Source organism: Burkholderia sp. AU38729, assembly GCF_020419725.1.
GTDB lineage: Bacteria > Pseudomonadota > Gammaproteobacteria > Burkholderiales > Burkholderiaceae > Burkholderia.
The window spans coordinates 545628-562418 of record NZ_JAIZQO010000003.1; the positions used below are offsets into that span (position 1 = coordinate 545628).

Annotated in this window: 15 protein-coding genes and 1 other RNA gene; 10 read left to right on the plus strand and 6 right to left on the minus strand. The window is 65.7% G+C overall.

The genetic code is table 11. The features are described from left to right. Positions 1–15: 15 nt before the first annotated feature. Both LGM56_RS11410 and LGM56_RS11415 read right to left on the minus strand, forming a co-directional pair. Entirely contained in the window at positions 16–1593 is a 1578-nt protein-coding gene (locus LGM56_RS11410; RefSeq protein ID WP_226204621.1) for a formate dehydrogenase beta subunit, read from the minus strand. After that, positions 1590–2090, minus strand: a complete 501-nt coding sequence (locus tag LGM56_RS11415; RefSeq protein ID WP_226204623.1) for an NAD(P)H-dependent oxidoreductase subunit E — start codon at positions 2088–2090, stop codon at positions 1590–1592. The genes LGM56_RS11410 and LGM56_RS11415 overlap by 4 nt, the downstream gene beginning before the upstream one ends. Positions 2091–2221: 131 nt before the next feature. Here LGM56_RS11415 and LGM56_RS11420 point away from each other — a divergent pair, with 131 nt between their 5' ends. The 3 genes from LGM56_RS11420 (at position 2222) to LGM56_RS11430 (ending at position 4431) form a co-directional block, all read left to right on the plus strand. Beyond that, positions 2222–3328: a substrate-binding domain-containing protein gene (locus LGM56_RS11420; protein ID WP_089472358.1), complete on the plus strand. Its 1107-nt coding sequence runs from the start codon at positions 2222–2224 to the stop codon at positions 3326–3328. Between the two features lie 101 nt (positions 3329–3429). Beyond that, positions 3430–3699: a hypothetical protein gene (locus tag LGM56_RS11425; protein WP_089494314.1), complete on the plus strand. Its 270-nt coding sequence runs from the start codon at positions 3430–3432 to the stop codon at positions 3697–3699. A gap of 378 nt (positions 3700–4077) precedes the next feature. Further along, complete coding sequence (locus tag LGM56_RS11430) at positions 4078–4431, plus strand: DUF4148 domain-containing protein (protein WP_069247423.1); 354 nt, start codon at positions 4078–4080, stop codon at positions 4429–4431. 274 nt (positions 4432–4705) lie between these two features. Here LGM56_RS11430 and ssrA read toward each other — a convergent pair. The 4 genes from ssrA to ompA all read right to left on the minus strand — a co-directional run bounded on the left by ssrA (position 4706) and on the right by ompA (position 7348). Beyond that, positions 4706–5075: a transfer-messenger RNA gene (gene ssrA, locus LGM56_RS11435) on the minus strand. 17 nt (positions 5076–5092) lie between these two features. Next, complete coding sequence (gene gph / locus LGM56_RS11440; RefSeq protein ID WP_089494329.1) at positions 5093–5809, minus strand: phosphoglycolate phosphatase; 717 nt, start codon at positions 5807–5809, stop codon at positions 5093–5095. Between the two features lie 13 nt (positions 5810–5822). After that, on the minus strand, positions 5823–6521 hold the full coding sequence (gene ubiG, locus LGM56_RS11445) for a bifunctional 2-polyprenyl-6-hydroxyphenol methylase/3-demethylubiquinol 3-O-methyltransferase UbiG (RefSeq protein WP_089424797.1): 699 nt from the start codon (positions 6519–6521) through the stop codon (positions 5823–5825). Positions 6522–6676: 155 nt separating this feature from the next. Next, on the minus strand, positions 6677–7348 hold the full coding sequence (ompA, locus tag LGM56_RS11450) for an outer membrane protein OmpA (protein WP_039343284.1): 672 nt from the start codon (positions 7346–7348) through the stop codon (positions 6677–6679). 539 nt (positions 7349–7887) lie between these two features. Here ompA and gyrA point away from each other — a divergent pair. The 7 genes from gyrA to cmk all read left to right on the plus strand — a co-directional run bounded on the left by gyrA (position 7888) and on the right by cmk (position 16659). Then, positions 7888–10491: a DNA gyrase subunit A gene (gene gyrA, locus LGM56_RS11455; protein ID WP_089439493.1), complete on the plus strand. Its 2604-nt coding sequence runs from the start codon at positions 7888–7890 to the stop codon at positions 10489–10491. Between the two features lie 83 nt (positions 10492–10574). Beyond that, positions 10575–11174 (plus strand): DUF2059 domain-containing protein, encoded by a 600-nt coding sequence (locus LGM56_RS11460; protein WP_011351329.1) that lies wholly within the window; start codon positions 10575–10577, stop codon positions 11172–11174. A gap of 155 nt (positions 11175–11329) precedes the next feature. Then, positions 11330–12412 carry a 3-phosphoserine/phosphohydroxythreonine transaminase gene (gene serC / locus LGM56_RS11465; protein ID WP_089494330.1) on the plus strand — a complete coding sequence of 361 codons (1083 nt, stop codon included), beginning with the start codon at positions 11330–11332 and terminating at the stop codon, positions 12410–12412. A gap of 33 nt (positions 12413–12445) precedes the next feature. Beyond that, positions 12446–13528 carry a prephenate dehydratase gene (gene pheA / locus LGM56_RS11470; RefSeq protein ID WP_069247429.1) on the plus strand — a complete coding sequence of 361 codons (1083 nt, stop codon included), beginning with the start codon at positions 12446–12448 and terminating at the stop codon, positions 13526–13528. A gap of 186 nt (positions 13529–13714) precedes the next feature. Then, entirely contained in the window at positions 13715–14641 is a 927-nt protein-coding gene (locus LGM56_RS11475; protein WP_089494331.1) for a prephenate dehydrogenase/arogenate dehydrogenase family protein, read from the plus strand. 13 nt (positions 14642–14654) lie between these two features. Beyond that, positions 14655–15959 (plus strand): 3-phosphoshikimate 1-carboxyvinyltransferase, encoded by a 1305-nt coding sequence (gene aroA / locus LGM56_RS11480; protein WP_089494332.1) that lies wholly within the window; start codon positions 14655–14657, stop codon positions 15957–15959. 13 nt (positions 15960–15972) lie between these two features. After that, entirely contained in the window at positions 15973–16659 is a 687-nt protein-coding gene (gene cmk / locus LGM56_RS11485) for a (d)CMP kinase (RefSeq protein ID WP_039343267.1), read from the plus strand. Positions 16660–16791: the final 132 nt, after the last annotated feature.

Below are 16791 nucleotides of genomic sequence, written 5' to 3' on the forward strand. Positions count from 1 at the left end.
AGGGCTCCTTCTGGGTCAGGCCGCAGCCTTGACCGGACCCGACGCGGCATGTTTGCCGGCAGCGAGCCCGAAATCTTCGGGGAAATGGTCGAGCGCGGACAGCACCGGGTAGGGTGTCATGCCGCCCATGGCGCACAGCGAACCGGCCAGCATCGTGTCGCACAGGTCGCGCAGCAGCGTGACCTGCCGCTCCGACGTATCGCCGTGGCGAATGCGTGCGATGGTCTCGACGCCGCGCGTCGAACCGATCCGGCACGGCGTGCACTTGCCGCACGACTCGATCGCACAGAACTTCATCGCGTATTCGGCGAGCTCGGCGAGGTTCGACGTGTCGTCGTGCAGCACGATGCCGCCGTGGCCGACCACCGCGCCAATCGCCGTATACGCTTCGTAGTCGAGCGGCACGTCCCACTGCTGGTCGGGCAGGTAGGTGCCGAGCGGGCCGCCCACCTGCGCGGCACGTGCGGGCCGGCCGCTGGCCGTGCCGCCGCCGAAGTCGAACAGCAACTCGCGCAGCGTGACCCCGAACGCGAGTTCGACGAGGCCGCCGTGGCGGATGTTGCCGGCGAGCTGGAACGGCAGCGTGCCGCGCGAGCGGCCCATCCCGTAATCGCGATAGAACGCGGCGCCGCGCGCGAAGATCACGGGCGCGGTCGCGAGCGTGATCACGTTGTTGATGACGGTCGGCTGGCCGTACAGGCCAGCGAGCGCGGGCAGCGGCGGTTTCGCGCGCACGACGCCGCGCTTGCCTTCGAGCGATTCGAGCAGCGCCGTTTCCTCGCCGCACACGTACGAGCCCGCGCCTTTCGCGACGTGCAGCTCGAACGCGTGCGCGGAGCCGAGCACGTGCTCGCCGAGCCAGCCGGCTTCGCGTGCGCGGACGATCGCGGCTTCGAGCGTGGCGATTGCGTGCGGGTATTCGCTGCGCACGTAGATGTAGCCGACCGTCGCACCGGTCGCGACGCCCGCGATGATCATCCCTTCGATCAGGCAGTACGGGTCGCATTCCATGAGCAGGCGGTCGGAGAAGGTGCCCGAATCGCCTTCGTCCGCATTGCAGACGATGTATTTCTGCGTGGCGCGTGCTTGCCGGACCGTGCGCCACTTGATGCCGGCCGGGAACGCTGCGCCTCCGCGGCCGCGCAGCCCCGATTCGATCAATGTTTCGCACGCGGCATCGCCGTCGAGCGCGAGCGCGTTCTTCAGGCCGGCGAGGCCTTCGTATCGCAGGTAGTCGTCGATCGACAGCGGGTCGGTCAGGCCGATGCGGGCGAACGTGAGACGTTGCTGGCGCGCGAGATAGGGCAGCGCGTCGACGAGGCCGACGCCGCTCGGATGCGTGCCGCCGTCGAGCCAGTGTGCGTCGAACAGGGCCGGCACGTCGGTGGCCGACAGGTTCGCATAGCCGACGCGGCCGGCGGCCGTGCCGACCTCGACGAGCGGCTCGAGCCACAGCAGCCCGCGCGAACCGTTGCGGACCAGTTCGATGGCGATGCCGCGGCGTACGGCTTCCGCCTCGATCGCGGCGGCGAGCGCGTCGGCGCCGAGCGCCAGCGCGGACGAATCGCGCGGGACATAGACGCGGGTCGTCATGCGGCCTCCGGGGTGCGGGCGACGGCGTCGGCAAGCAGCGCGTCGAATTTCTCCGGCGTGACCTTGGCATGCAGCACGCCATTGACCGTCAGCGACGGCGACTGCGCACACAGTCCGAGGCAGTAGACCGATTCGAGTGCGACTTCACCGGGGGCATGCGCATCGGCGGCATCGCCGTGCGCCGTGTCGAACCGGCAACCCGTGCGGGCTTCCGCATGCGCGGCCAGCGCTTCGCAGCCCATGCTGCGGCACGCTTCGGCGCGGCACATCTGGATCGTCACGCGGGCGGGCGGCGCGGTGCGGAAGTGGTGGTAGTAGGTCAGGACGCCGTGCACTTCCGCGCGAGACAGGTTGAGTGCGCGGGCGAGCGGCGCGACGCAGCCTGGCGGCACGTAACCTGCGTCGTCCTGGATCGCGTGCAGGATCGCCACGAGCGACCGGCCGGCGCGCGCATGGCGCTCGACGAGCGCGTCGGGCGCTTGGGAATTCGGGGACATCGGTTGTGCTCCTCCAAAGTCTCATATGCGCTCGAGGTTCATATAGTGCGCATCGCGACTTCGTTCAGATTGATTTTGACCAACGATAAGCGGAAGATTTGGCGGTCGCAATAGGAAATCGGAGTGCATAATTGATTCGCATCGAATGCGACGCGTATCTGACCGTGCGCGACACGGAAGGCCGTGCGGCCAGCCTGTCGGATGTCGCGCCGTTGCTCGAACTCGTGGCCGACACGGGCAGCATTGCGCAGGCCGCGCAAGCGAAAGGGCTGTCTTATCGGCACGCGTGGGGCATGCTGCGCGCGCTCGAGGCGTGCATCGGCGGGGAACTGATCGAAACCGCGCGCGGCAAGGGCTCGACGCTGTCGGCGCTCGGGCAGGCCGTCGTCGATGCGCAGCGCCTCGCGCGCAGCCGGCTCGACGGGAACCTGCGCACGCTGGCCGCCGAAGTGGCGAGCGACCTGAACCGGCGGCTCGCGCAGCGCGACGGCGCCGTGCGTATCCATGCGTCGCACGGCTACGCAGTCGCGACGCTCGTCTCCGCGCTGGTCGATGCGCAGGCGGCTGTCGACATCAAGTATCGCGAGAGCGTCGAGGCCGTGCAGGCGCTTGCCCGCGGCGAGTGCGACCTGGCCGGCTTCCATCTGCCTCGCGGCGCGTTTCGCGCGCAGTGCGCGCAGATCTACCGGCCGTGGCTCGACGACACGCGCCATGTGCTGATCCACCTGACACGGCGCCAGCAGGGGTTATTCATTCCGCGCGGCAACCCGAAGCAGGTTCGCGGGCTCGCGGATCTCGCGCGCAATGACATCCGCTTCGTCAACCGCCAGCCGGGGTCGGGCACGCGCATGTTGCTGGATCTCGCGCTGCGCGCGATCGGCATCGATCCCGAGCGCATCGACGGCTACGCATCGGCCGAGCTCACGCATTCGGCGATCGCGGCGTTCGTCGCGAGCGGGATGGCCGATCTCGGCTTCGGCGTCGAACCGGCCGCCCATCATTTCGGGCTCGATTTCATCCCGGTCGTCGACGAAGACTATTACTTCGCATGTGAGCGCGCGCGGCTCGATGCGCGGCCGCTTGCCGGCGTGCTGGCGCTGCTGCGCGATGCGCGCTTCGTCGAGCGCGTCGCGCATCTCGACGGCTACGATCCGGCTGCGTGTGGAACGCTGACGAGCATCGCGTCGGGGCTGGCCGGCGGCGACGGCGCGAGCGTGCCGGCGGGCAATGCCCGGTAACGCGGACGCAATCGAACCGCGATGCAGCAGCAGGGGATTTACGCTACGCTTGCCGCTTGACCAACGTTCCAACAAGTACGCCGTTCAAGCGTCATCCCGCCATGAAATTTTCCGTTCCCCTCGCCGCGGCAGTGTTGACCGCGGGGCTGCTGGCCGCTGTTTCGCCGTTTGCGCTCGCGCAGAATTCGCCCGGTGTGCCTGGCGGTATCCTGAGCGAACAGTTTCGCCTGAACGAGCATCCGCAGATGCCGTTCGCAGCGTCCGCGCCGTCGCAGAAATACCAGAGCGGCAAGAAGTCGGCCTTGCGCCGCAAGGGTGACCTGGGGGACCCCAACGGCTGCAATCTGAAGTGTCCGATGGATAGCCGGTAACCTGGCTGACGGGCGCGTCCGAACGAGGGGCCCGCCCGCAGCACCGATTCGACGGGCGGGGGTTGCGCGCGCATGCCGACCTGGCTGACCGGCGACAACCGGACTACCGTGCGATTCCGGCTTTGTCCGAGTCCCGCGATGCGTTGCTGCTTCGCGGGGCTTTTGCTTTCCGTCGAATCGTCATGCGATTCGATGCCGGACGATGAAGGGGAGGTGCATTGCCGGCCCGGCCGGTGATTTAGGGTTAACCCGTAAATCAGGAAGGATGTCTTCCAGAAACCTGCCTTATTCTTAAGCATCCGCCTACATAAACTTCGGATTGTCAGCGATGAACAAGGTGTTCACCGCGAACACAGACAAATCTGGAGGTAGGTCATCATGAAATCGCTCGTTCAAGCTGTTGTCGTTGCTGCCGCTCTCGTTGCCCCGGTCGTGTCGTTCGCCCAGTCGGGTTCGACGATCACCCGCGCGCAGGTTCGTGCCGAACTGGTCCAGCTGCAGCAAGCTGGTTACAACTCCGCTCGCGGTGAAGATCCGCACTACCCGGAAGCGATCCAGGCTGCCACTGCGCGTGTTGCAGAGCAGCAGCGCGCTGCGCTGGCGCAAGCGCAAGGCGCCGACGCCAGCGGTTACGGCGCACAGGCACAGGGCGCATCGGCATCGGGTTCGCGTGCGATGGGCGTGCGTCCGGCCACCGCTGAAGAAATGAAGTCGCTGTATCGCGGCAGCTAAACCGTGTATTGCCCGGTGTGCGTGAATGCCGGGTGCGACGACGCGTCGCGCCTGGAGCCGCAGCACCCGGGCGGGCCGCTGCCTGGCGCAATCGATGAGTGCGCGGGCACGGCAGGCTATCCGTCACCTCCTGTCGCCGGAAGTCCGGTGGCATTCCGCCCGGCCCACCCGTGGCTGGGCGCTTTTTCGGAAGGAGAGGGCGAGTGCGTTTCGCCGGCAACAAAAAACCCCGCAGACTTGCGTCATGCGGGGTTCGTGCGGCGAGCGCGGAATATGGTGGAGGCGGCGGGAATCGAACCCGCGTCCAGAAGCGCTCCACGACTAGTTCTACATGTTTAGTTCAGTCATTTGATTTAACCGCAGCGACGCGGACGAACACGCTGCACTACGGCGATTCGCTAGGTTTTCGACCCTGGCGTCGCGACGCCGACAGGGCTTAACTGACGTAAATGACCTCTGGCGGTATTGCTACCGGTCTTGCGACACTAGCCCGTCAGTGAACTAGGCAGAGGACGGCGGCCCTTAGGCTGCCAGTGCGAACGTATCGTCGTTTGCAGTTACGATTTTCCCATTGATTAACGAGGTGACGGGTCCTCGACATGCCCTAGCCGCTTCACAACCCCTGTCGAAACCAGGTCGCCCCCGCGGATAAGATCGACCATTATAGCCCAACATCGCGCAGCAGTTCGCGCAGTTGCAGCGTCGTGTCGACGAGATGCTGCGCTTGCCAGTCGGCCGGCGCGGCGCCCTCCCCGCAATAGCCGTACGCCGCCGCGACCGTCGCCATGCCGGCGGCGCTGCCGGCTTGAATGTCGCGCAGGTCGTCGCCGACGTAGACGATGCGCGCAGGCGCGAGCGTCAACTGGTCGGCCGCATGCAGTAGCGGGGCCGGGTGCGGCTTCGGGTGCGGCGTTGTGTCGCCCCCGACGACGCAGGCGGCGCGCCGCGCGAGGCCGAGCAGGTCGACGAGCGGCGCCGTGAGCCGCATGGCCTTGTTCGTGACGATGCCCCAGCGCACGCCGCGCGCGTCGAGTTCGTCGAGCACGTCGTCGATGCCGGGGAACAGCGTCGTATGCACGCATAGATCCGTCGCGTAGTTGGCCAGGAACTCGTCGCGCATCGCTTCATAACCGGGCGTGTGCGGATCGATGCCGAACGCGCCGCCGAGCAGGCCGCGCGCGCCGGCCGAGGCTAGCGGCCGCAACACGTCGAGCGGTGTCTCGGGCAGGTCGCGCACGCGTTGCATCTTGTTGACGGCGGCCGCGAGATCGGGAGCCGTGTCGGCGAGCGTGCCGTCCAGGTCGAACAGCACGGCATCGCAGTGCAGCAGGCGCGGTTCGTCGAGTGCCGCCCGCGCGGTCGAGAGGGGAGTCGTCATGCCGGTTGGAAGGTCACGCGCCGCGACGGCACGCGACGAGGTAGTTGATGTCGGCGTCGTTCGACAGCGCGAAGCGCTTGCCGATCGGGTGATACGTGATGCCCTTGATCTCCACGATGTGCAGGTCCGTTGCCCGCACGAAGCTGGCCAGTTCCGACGGACGGATGAAGCGCGCGTAGTCGTGCGTGCCCTTCGGCAGCATTTGTGCGATGTACTCCGCGCCGATCACGGCGAACAGGTATGCCTTCAGGTTGCGGTTCAACGTCGAGAAGAACACCCAGCCACCCGGCTTCACGAGCGTCGCGCAGGCGGCGACGATATCGCCGGGCGACGGCACGTGCTCGAGCATTTCCATGCACGTGACGACATCGTAGGTGCCCGGTTCGCGCGCGGCAATTGCTTCGGCCGCGATGGCCTCGTAATCGACCGAGATGCCGCTTTCGAGACTGTGCAGGTCGGCGACGCCGAGTGCTTCGGTCGACAGGTCGATGCCTTTCACCTGCGCGCCGAGTCCGGCCATCGATTCGGACAGGATGCCGCCGCCGCAGCCAATGTCGAGTGCGCGCTTGCCGGCGAGGTGCGCATGCGCATCGATCCAGCCGAGCCGGACCGGGTTCAGGTCGTGCAGCGGCTTGAATTCGGCATTCGGATCCCACCACCGATGGGCGAGGTCGCTGAATTTCTGGAGTTCGTGCGGATCGGCGTTGGTCATGTCGGCAAACGGGCTACGGAAGGAGGGCGGTGCTGCGATTCGTCAGCCCCGAGTATATAAGAAGCGGACGAGCGGCGAAGCGGCGAGCGCCTTGGGCGGGCGTCAAAGAAAAAGCCCCGCCGGAGCGGGGCTTTGAAGCAGTCGAAAACCGCGGCTTAGTTTGCCGGAACGGTCGTCTTCTGGACTTCTTGCGTACCAACCACTTCGACTTCCACGCGGCGATCCGGTGCGAGGCAGGCGATGAGTTGCTTGCGGTTCTTCTGGTTGCAGCCAGTCGTAACCGGGTTGCGCTTGCCCTTGCCTTCCGTGTAGATCTTGTTGGCCGGCACACCCTTGCTGACCAGGTACGACTTCACGGCTTGCGCACGGCGCAGCGACAGACGGTCGTTGTACTTGTCCGAACCGATGCGGTCCGTGTAGCCCGTTGCGACGACCACTTCCGTGTTCATGCCCTGGATCTTCGACGACAGTTCGTCCAGCTTTTGCTTGCCCAGCGGCTTGAGCGTTGCCTTGTCGAAGTCGAACAGTGCGTCAGCTTGATACGTGATCTTCTGGCTCGTGATGGCCGGAGCGACCGGAGCGACCGGAGCCGGTGCCGGTGCCTGGGCGACCAGTGCGCCATCGCACTTCGCGTTGGCGGTGGCCGGCGTCCAGAACGCATCGCGCCAGCAGAGCTCGTTCGTACCGTTCATCCACACCCATTCGCCCGTGCCGTTGACCCAGTTGTCATTCACGGCTTGGCGCGACGCCGGCACCGACTGTGCCGAAGCGGATGCAGCCATAACTGCGGTAGCTGCAATGAACGCGAGCTTTGAAAGTTTATTCATATTTCTCCTCTCGAAATTGAGATTACCGCAGGTTTACTGCGAGCCTGTTGACGGTGACAAGTCATACATTGCTCGAAGTATAACATTGGTGCGGCACAAAAAACGCGGCGCCGCCTCTGTGTAGACTTCGAGCAGCGTCTAACTTTCAGTGCGTTGGCATTTTGCCATATCGTTCCCTTCCTACGAAAAAAAATCCTCCCCACCCCAAGATCGCTTCAACTTTGTGGTGCATGCGCAACACTGGCCTGCCGTAACTTTTAGAAATTGTCAAGAGTGTGGCGGCGAAATTGCGCCGATGAATGCAGTTGTTTACTCGTGCGCGAAGAACGCGTGACGTGGCAATCGTCTGTGATGCCGAGTCGGGGAGGATTGCGATGTGCAATTGCGGTCGATTCGCCGACGCCGCGATTTTTGCTATTCATATATAGAGGGGGCGAATTGGCGGCTGATGGGCGCATGTTAGAATCTCGCGTTGCGTTGCGCATGCAGCGCCCACGCGAAAGGCGTTCGCCGTCTTCGCTCCGAAACGATACGGATACATGGATCAATTCGCCAAAGAGACCCTGCCCACCTCCCTAGAAGAGGAAATGCGCCGTTCGTATCTCGATTACGCGATGAGCGTGATCGTCGGACGTGCCCTCCCGGATGTCCGCGATGGCCTGAAACCCGTGCACCGGCGCGTGTTGTTCGCGATGCACGAACTGAACAACGACTGGAACCGCGCGTACAAGAAGTCGGCGCGTATCGTCGGTGACGTGATCGGTAAGTACCACCCTCACGGCGATACCGCGGTCTACGACACGATCGTGCGGATGGCGCAGGACTTTTCGCTGCGCTACATGCTGATCGACGGGCAGGGCAACTTCGGCTCGATCGACGGCGACAATGCCGCGGCGATGCGTTACACCGAAATTCGCATGGCGAAGATCGGTCACGAGCTGCTCGCCGACATCGACAAGGAAACGGTCGATTTCGAGCCGAACTACGACGGCAACGAAATGCAGCCGTCGGTCCTGCCGTCGCGCATCCCGAACCTGCTGATCAACGGCTCGTCGGGTATTGCGGTCGGCATGGCGACCAACATCCCCCCGCACAACCTGAACGAGGTCGTCGACGCGTGCCAGCACCTGCTGGGCAACCCGGAAGCGACGATCGACGAGCTGATCGAGATCATCCCGGCGCCGGATTTCCCGACGGCCGGCATCATCTATGGCGTCGCCGGCGTGCGCGACGGCTATCGCACCGGGCGCGGCCGCGTCGTGATGCGAGCGGCCACGCACTTCGAGGAGATCGACCGCGGTCAGCGGATGGCGATCATCGTCGACGAACTGCCGTACCAGGTGAACAAGCGCTCGCTGCTCGAGCGGATCGCCGAGCTCGTCAACGAGAAGAAGCTCGAGGGCATCTCCGACATCCGCGACGAGTCCGACAAGAGCGGCATGCGCGTCGTGATCGAGCTCAAGCGCGGTGAAGTGCCGGAAGTGGTGCTGAACAACCTGTACAAGGCGACGCAGCTCCAGGATACGTTCGGCATGAACATGGTCGCGCTCGTCGACGGCCAGCCGAAGCTGCTGAACCTGAAGGAAATCCTGCAGTGCTTCCTGTCGCATCGACGCGAAGTGCTGACGCGCCGCACGATCTACGAACTGCGCAAGGCCCGCGAACGCGGCCACGTGCTCGAAGGTCTCGCGGTCGCGCTCGCGAATATCGACGAGTTCATCGCGATCATCAAGGCCGCGCCGACGCCGCCGATCGCGAAGGCGGAGTTGATGGCGAAGCCGTGGGATTCGTCGCTCGTGCGCGAGATGCTCACGCGTGCCGAGAGCGAGAACGCGGCGGCCGGCGGCCGCTCCGCGTACCGCCCGGAAGGCCTGAACCCGGCGTTCGGCATGCAGGCCGACGGGCTGTACCGCCTGTCCGACACGCAGGCCCAGGAAATCCTGCAGATGCGTCTGCAGCGCCTGACCGGCCTCGAGCAGGACAAGATCATCGGCGAGTACCGCGAAGTGATGGCCCAGATTGCCGACCTGCTGGACATCCTCGCGCGCCCCGAGCGGATCACGACGATGATCGGCGAGGAGCTGACCTCGGTGAAGGCCGAGTTCGGCGACGCGCGCCGCTCGAAGATCGAGCTGAACGCGACCGAGCTGAACACCGAAGACCTGATCACGCCGCAGGACATGGTCGTCACGATGTCGCATGCGGGCTACGTGAAGTCGCAGCCGCTGTCCGAGTACCGTGCGCAGAAGCGCGGCGGTCGCGGCAAGCAGGCGACGCAGATGAAGGAAGACGACTGGATCGAGACGCTGTTCATCGCGAACACGCACGATTACATCCTGTGCTTCTCGAACCGCGGCCGCGTGTACTGGGTCAAGGTCTACGAAGTGCCGCAGGGCTCGCGCAACTCGCGCGGCCGCCCGATCGTCAATATGTTCCCGCTGCAGGAAGGCGAGAAGATCAACGTCGTGCTGCCGGTCAAGGAATTCTCGGCCGACAAGTTCATCTTCATGGCAACGTCGCTCGGCACCGTGAAGAAGACGCCGCTCGAGGCGTTCAGCCGTCCGATGAAGAAGGGCATCATCGCGGTCGGCCTCGACGAAGGCGATTTCCTGATCGGTGCGTCGATCACCGACGGCGCGCACGACGTGATGCTGTTCTCCGACTCCGGCAAGGCCGTGCGCTTCGACGAGAACGACGTGCGTCCGATGGGGCGCGAGGCGCGCGGCGTGCGCGGCATGCAGCTCGAGGATGGCCAGCAGGTCATCGCGATGCTGGTTGCCGGCAGCGAGGAGCAGACGGTGCTCACCGCGACCGAGAACGGCTACGGCAAGCGCACGCCGATCACCGAGTACACGCGTCACGGCCGCGGCACGAAGGGTATGATCGCGATCCAGACGTCCGAGCGTAACGGCAAGGTCGTGGCTGCAACGCTCGTCGATGCCGAAGATCAGATCATGCTGATCACGACGGCCGGCGTGTTGATTCGCACCCGTGTCTCGGAGATTCGCGAGATGGGGCGCGCCACGCAAGGTGTTACACTCATCAGTCTCGATGAGGGTACCAAGCTCTCTGGCCTGCAGCAGATCGCGGAGGCCGAAGAGGGAGAGGGCGAAGCCGACGAGGCGTCGGACGGCGAAGCCTGAAGAACGGATGAGACTCTAGCCGCCGCAGGCGCGAAGCGCCGCGGCCGGCGAGCAACCATTCATATTTCCAAAAGGGAGTGATGATGCAAAAGCAATTCAAGCAACTGGTTCTGCTGGCTGCACTGGTGCCGACGTTCGCGATGGCGCAAGCGCTGTCGAATTCCGCACCGGCAGCTCCGGCAGCAGCTGCGCCGATCGACGCCGACAAGAAGGCAGCGATCAAGGATCTGCTCGACGCGATCGACGCGCCGAAGCTCGTGTCGGCAATCGGCAACAGCGCCGAAATGCAGGCCAAGCAACTCGTTCCGGCGATCCTGTCGGACGCGCTGTCGGAAAACAAGACGCTGAACGACAAGCAGAAGCAGGCTGCCGTTCCGACGCTGCAGAAGAACGCGGTGCCGAAGCTGGTCGACGGCGCAGGCAAGGTGTTCGGTACGCAGCAGTTCCAGAACGACGCGATGTCGGCTCAGTACGACGCATACGCGAAGTACTACAGCACGTCGGAGATCAAGGATCTGACGACGTTCTACAAGAGCCCGACGGGCCGCAAGTTCATCCAGGTTCAGGATCAGGTCGGTCGCGACGTGGTCAACGGCCTGATGCAGAAGTACATGCCGCAAGCTATCCAGGCAACGCGCACGCAGGCTGACAAGGAAGTCGCAGCAGTCAAGCCGGGCAAGTAAAGCCGTCCGGGCACGCCCCCGGCCGGTCGGCCGGGTTTGGCGGGAGCCTGACGACAGTGCGATAATGGCCGTTTGCGCGCGAGCGCAAGCGGCCATTTCTTTTCTGGCGCGTTCTGCCGGCGGCGAGCCGGTCGCGTCCCTCCGAGGTTTTCACGATGCGCGTCTTTAATTTCTCCGCCGGCCCTGCGGCGATGCCCGAGGAAGTGCTGCGGCAAGCTGCCGACGAAATGCTCGACTGGCATGGTAGCGGCATGAGCGTGATGGAGATGAGCCATCGCGGCAAGGAATTCATGTCGATCCACGAGGCCGCGCTGGCCGACCTGCGCGACCTGCTCGGCGTGCCGGCCAGCCACCGGATCCTGTTCCTGCAGGGCGGCGGTATCGCGGAAAACGCGATCGTGCCGATGAACCTGCTCGGGTCGCGCAAGACGGCCGACTTCGTCGTCACGGGCTCGTGGTCGCAGAAATCGTTCACCGAAGCGAAGAAATACGGCACGCCGCATCTCGCCGCGACCGGCAAGACGGAAGACGGCTTCACGCGCGCACCCGCGCGCGCCGAATGGCAGCTGTCGGATGATCCGGCCTACGTGCATCTGTGTACCAACGAGACGATCGACGGCGTCGAGACGTTCGAGATTCCCGATCTCGGCGACGTGCCGCTGGTCGCGGATGTCTCGTCGCACATCCTGTCGCGTCCGATGGACGTCGCGAAGTACGGCGTGCTGTTCGGCGGCGCGCAGAAGAACATCGGGATGGCCGGCGTGACGCTCGTGATCGTACGCGAGGATCTGCTCGACCGTGCGCTGTCGATCTGCCCGTCCGCGTTCGAATGGAAGACCATCGCCGCGAACAACTCGCTGTACAACACGCCGCCCACCTACGCGATCTACATCGCGGGCCTGGTGTTCCAGTGGCTGAAGCGGCAGGGTGGCCTCGAAGCGATCGAGGCCCGCAATATCGAAAAGGCGAAGCTACTCTACGACACGATCGATGCGAGCAGTTTCTATCTGAACAAGGTCGAGCCGGCAGCACGTTCGCGGATGAACGTGCCGTTTTTCCTGGCCGACGAAACGCGCAACGAAGACTTCCTTGCCGGCGCAAAGGCGCGCGGGCTGCTGCAGCTGAAGGGCCACAAGTCCGTCGGCGGCATGCGGGCGTCGATCTACAACGCGGTGCCGCTCGAGGGCGTGAAAGCGCTCGTCGAGTACATGAAGGACTTCGAGCAGCGCGGCGCCTGACGGCGGCGCTGTTCAAACAGCACGGCAAAACGCATGGACGACGAACTGAATTCCCGCCTGAAACCGCTGCGCGATCGCATCGATGCGATCGACGCGCAGCTGATCGCGCTCCTGAACCAGCGCGCCGCGGTGGCGCTGGAGGTGGGCGAGGTCAAGAAGCATTTCAACGCGCCGGTGTTCCGGCCGGAGCGCGAGCTGCAAGTGATCGCCCGGCTGCAGGACATGAGCGCGGGGCCGCTCGCGAGCGAGCATATCAGCGCCATCTGGCGCGAGATCATGGCCGCGAGCCGCGCGCTCGAGCAGACGATCCACGTCGCGTTCCTCGGGCCGGTCGGCACGTATAGCGAGCAGGCGATGCTCGAGTATTTCGGCCAGTCGATCGAAGGGCTGCCGTGCCCGTCGATCGACGAGGTGTTCCGCTCGGTCGAGGCCGGTGCGTCCGCGTTCGGTATCGCGCCGGTCGAAAATTCGACCGAAGGCGCCGTGTCGCGCACGCTCGACCTGCTGCTGCAGACGCAACTGCTGATCAGCGGCGAACTCGCGCTGCCGATCCATCACAACCTGCTGACGCAGAGCGGCACGCTCGACGGCGTGAAGCGCGTCTGTGCACACGCGCAGGCGCTTGCGCAATGCCAGCAGTGGCTCGCGGCGAATGCGCCGCAGCTCGAGCGGCAGGCGGTGGCGAGCAACGCGGAGGCTGCGCGTCTCGCGGCGGCCGATCCGACCGTCGCGGCGATCGCGGGCGACCGCGCGGCCGCACACTACGGCTTGCAGATCGCGTTCTCGCTGATCCAGGACGATCCGCACAACCGCACGCGCTTCGTGATCATCGGCAAGCAGCCGGCCGGGCAGAGCGGTCACGACCAGACGTCGCTGATCGTGTCGGTGAAGAACGAGCCGGGCGCCGTGTTCAAGCTGCTCGAGCCGCTCGCGCGGCACGGCGTGTCGATGACGCGCTTCGAGTCGCGTCCGGCGCGCGTCGGCACGTGGGAGTACTACTTCTACATCGACATCGAAGGGCACCGGGACGATGCGTCGGTTGCGGCCGCGCTCGCGGAACTCGGCCAGAAGGCCGCGTTCCTGAAGATACTCGGTTCGTATCCGCGCGCACGCTGATGCGTGGCGGCCCGTCGCCTGTTCGCGCAGGCGTTGGGTCCACGCGGGCAGGGCAGGCCGATCGGCGCTGCCGAAGGCGGGTTCGGGCGGCATCCGGCGCAGGTTGCGCCGGATGCGGGCCCGTGGCCCGGAATCTGGAATTCCGCGTGCGGGGTGTCGTCCTGTGCGCGTAACTTGGCTCTTGTCGTGTCAGGCTTTGCATTCAACAAACTGGTCATCTTCGGCGTCGGCCTGATCGGCGGATCGCTGGCCCGCGCGCTGCGCGAGCGCGCGCCGGGCGGCGCGGGCGAGGTTGTCGGCGTGGGCCGTTCGCGTGCTTCGGTCGAGCGTGCGCTCGCACTCGGCGTGATCGACCGTGCGGCAGCGCTCGACGACGACGCGCAATTGCGCGACGCGCTGACTGGCGCCGATCTGGTGCTGCTGGCGGCGCCTGTCGCGCAGACGGGCCCGTTGCTCGCGCGCATTGCGCCGTGGCTTGGAGCGGCGACGATCGTCACCGACGCGGGCAGCACCAAGTCCGATGTCGTCGCTGCCGCGCGCGAAGCGCTCGGCGCGCGGATCGCGCAGTTCGTGCCGGGGCATCCGATCGCCGGTCGAGAGTCGAGCGGCGTCGAGGCCGCATTGCCGGATCTGTACGTCGGCCGCAACGTCGTGCTGTGCCCGCTGCCGGAGAACGCCCCCGAATCGGTCGCGCGGATCGACGCGATGTGGCGTGCGACCGGCGCCGACGTGCGCACGATGAGCACGGAGCAGCACGATCGCGTGTTCGCGTCGATCAGCCATCTGCCGCACGTGCTGTCGTTCGCGCTCGTCGAGCAGATCCTCGGCGAGGCCGATGCGGAACTGAAATTTTCATACGCGGCGGGCGGCTTCCGCGATTTCACGCGCATCGCGGCGTCGAGCCCGGAGATGTGGCGCGACGTGTGCGTCGCGAACCGCGCGGCGCTGCTCGATGAGCTCGATGGCTACACGCGTGTGCTCACGCGGCTGCGCGCGGCGATCGACGCCGGCGACGGCGCCGCGCTCGAAGCGGTGTTCACGCGCTCGCGCGCTGCGCGCAAGGCATGGCAGGAGCGTGGCGGTACGCCCGCTGCCGAACCGGTCAAGAAATAACAGGACGATTCCCATGGACTATCTCGATCTCGGCCCGTACTCCAGCGCATCGGGCACCGTGCGCCTGCCCGGCTCGAAAAGCATTTCGAACCGCGTGCTGCTGCTCGCGGCGCTTGCCGAAGGCGAAACCACGATCACCAACCTGCTCGACTCCGACGACACGCGCGTGATGCTCGACGCACTCGGCAAGCTCGGCGTGAAGCTAGCGCGCGATGGCGACACCTGCGTCGTGATGGGCACGCGGGGCGCATTCACCGCGAAGACGGCCGACCTGTTCCTCGGCAACGCGGGCACGGCCGTGCGGCCGCTGACCGCCGCGCTCGCGGTGAACGGCGGCGACTATCGCGTGCACGGCGTGCCGCGCATGCACGAGCGGCCGATCGGCGATCTCGTCGACGGCCTGAGGCAAATTGGCGCGCAGATCGACTACGAGCTGAACGAAGGCTACCCGCCGCTGCGGATCAAGCCGGCGAACATTTCCGTCGACGCGCCGATCCGCGTGCGCGGTGACGTGTCGAGCCAGTTCCTCACGGCGTTGCTGATGACGCTGCCGCTCGTGAAGGCGAAGGACGGCAAGATCGTCGTCGAGGTCGATGGCGAGCTGATCTCGAAGCCGTACATCGACATCACGATCCGGCTGATGGAGCGCTTCGGCGTGACCGTCGAGCGCGACGGCTGGCAGCGCTTCGTCGTGCCGGCCGGCGTCCGCTACCGCTCGCCGGGGCGGATCATGGTCGAGGGCGATGCGTCGTCCGCGTCGTACTTCCTCGCGGCCGGCGCGCTCGGCGGCGGCCCGCTGCGCGTCGAAGGCGTGGGGCGGGCGAGCATCCAGGGCGATGTCGGCTTCGCGAACGCGCTGATGCAGATGGGCGCGAACGTGACGATGGGCGACGACTGGATCGACGTGCGCGGCATCGGCCACGACCACGGCAAGCTCGAGCCAATCGACATGGACTTCAACCTGATCCCCGATGCGGCGATGACCATCGCGGTCGCGGCGCTGTTCGCGAACGGCACGAGCACGCTGCGCAACATCGCGAGCTGGCGCGTGAAGGAAACCGACCGCATCGCCGCGATGGCGACCGAGCTGCGCAAGGTCGGCGCGATCGTCGAGGAAGGCCCGGACTACCTCGTCGTCACGCCGCCGGAAAAGCTCACGCCGAACGCGGCGATCGACACGTACGACGATCACCGGATGGCGATGTGCTTCTCGCTCGTCAGCCTGGGCGGCGTGCCCGTGCGGATCAACGATCCGAAGTGCGTCGGCAAGACATTCCCCGACTATTTCGACCGCTTCGCCGCGCTCGCCAAAGCCTGACCCCACTGTTCTGATGAAATCGACCCGACCCTTTCACCCGACTCCCGTCATCACGATCGACGGCCCGACTGCTTCCGGCAAGGGCACCGTCGCCGCGCTCGTCGCCGCGCATCTTGGCTTCCACTTGCTCGACAGCGGCGCGCTGTACCGGCTCGCCGCGCTCGCGAGCGTGCGCTACGGCATCGAGGCTGAGGACATCGACGCGCTGGTGAAGCTGATCGACGATCTCCACATCACGTTCCGCGAAGGCTGCGCGCAGCTCGACGGCGTCGATGTGTCGAACGACATCCGCGCCGAAGCGGTCGGCAACCGCGCATCGGCGATCGCCGTGCACGGGCCGGTGCGCACCGCGCTCGTCGCGCGCCAGCGCGCGTTCCGCAAGACGCCGGGCCTCGTTGCGGACGGGCGCGACATGGGTACCGTGATCTTCCCGGACGCCGTGCTGAAGGTGTTCCTGACGGCCAGCGCCGAGGCGCGCGCGACCAGACGGCATAAGCAATTGATGCAAAAAGGTTTTTCTGCTAATATAGATGACTTGCTCCGGGATCTTCGTGAACGTGATGCGCGCGACAGCAATCGCGCGGCCGCGCCGCTCAAGCCCGCAGCAGATGCCAAGCTGCTCGATACGTCGGCGCTGTCGGTCGATGAAGCGGTCGACCAGGTGCTGCAGTGGTACCGGGCGCTCGGCCAGCCGGCCTGAGAAGGCGGGCAGCGGTAGGTGCTCCGTGCGTAAGTGCGGAGCGTGTTTCGAACCCTTAACCCCGTGTGGACCTCGATCTGGCCCTTTCAGTCTGCCATTCCGGCCGGCGTGGCACAGCGATCCATGCACAAT

Coding starts and splice junctions, on each gene's coding strand:
- pheA (WP_069247429.1), top strand. CDS start 12,446: ATGGACGACGAACTGAATTCCCGCCTGAAACCGCTGCGCGATCGCATC.
- LGM56_RS11430 (WP_069247423.1), top strand. CDS start 4,078: ATGAAATCGCTCGTTCAAGCTGTTGTCGTTGCTGCCGCTCTCGTTGCC.
- gyrA (WP_089439493.1), top strand. CDS start 7,888: ATGGATCAATTCGCCAAAGAGACCCTGCCCACCTCCCTAGAAGAGGAA.
- LGM56_RS11415 (WP_226204623.1), bottom strand. CDS start 2,090: ATGTCCCCGAATTCCCAAGCGCCCGACGCGCTCGTCGAGCGCCATGCG.
- gph (WP_089494329.1), bottom strand. CDS start 5,809: ATGACGACTCCCCTCTCGACCGCGCGGGCGGCACTCGACGAACCGCGC.
- aroA (WP_089494332.1), top strand. CDS start 14,655: ATGGACTATCTCGATCTCGGCCCGTACTCCAGCGCATCGGGCACCGTG.
- LGM56_RS11425 (WP_089494314.1), top strand. CDS start 3,430: ATGAAATTTTCCGTTCCCCTCGCCGCGGCAGTGTTGACCGCGGGGCTG.
- LGM56_RS11410 (WP_226204621.1), bottom strand. CDS start 1,593: ATGACGACCCGCGTCTATGTCCCGCGCGATTCGTCCGCGCTGGCGCTC.
- ompA (WP_039343284.1), bottom strand. CDS start 7,348: ATGAATAAACTTTCAAAGCTCGCGTTCATTGCAGCTACCGCAGTTATG.
- cmk (WP_039343267.1), top strand. CDS start 15,973: ATGAAATCGACCCGACCCTTTCACCCGACTCCCGTCATCACGATCGAC.
- serC (WP_089494330.1), top strand. CDS start 11,330: ATGCGCGTCTTTAATTTCTCCGCCGGCCCTGCGGCGATGCCCGAGGAA.
- LGM56_RS11460 (WP_011351329.1), top strand. CDS start 10,575: ATGCAAAAGCAATTCAAGCAACTGGTTCTGCTGGCTGCACTGGTGCCG.
- ubiG (WP_089424797.1), bottom strand. CDS start 6,521: ATGACCAACGCCGATCCGCACGAACTCCAGAAATTCAGCGACCTCGCC.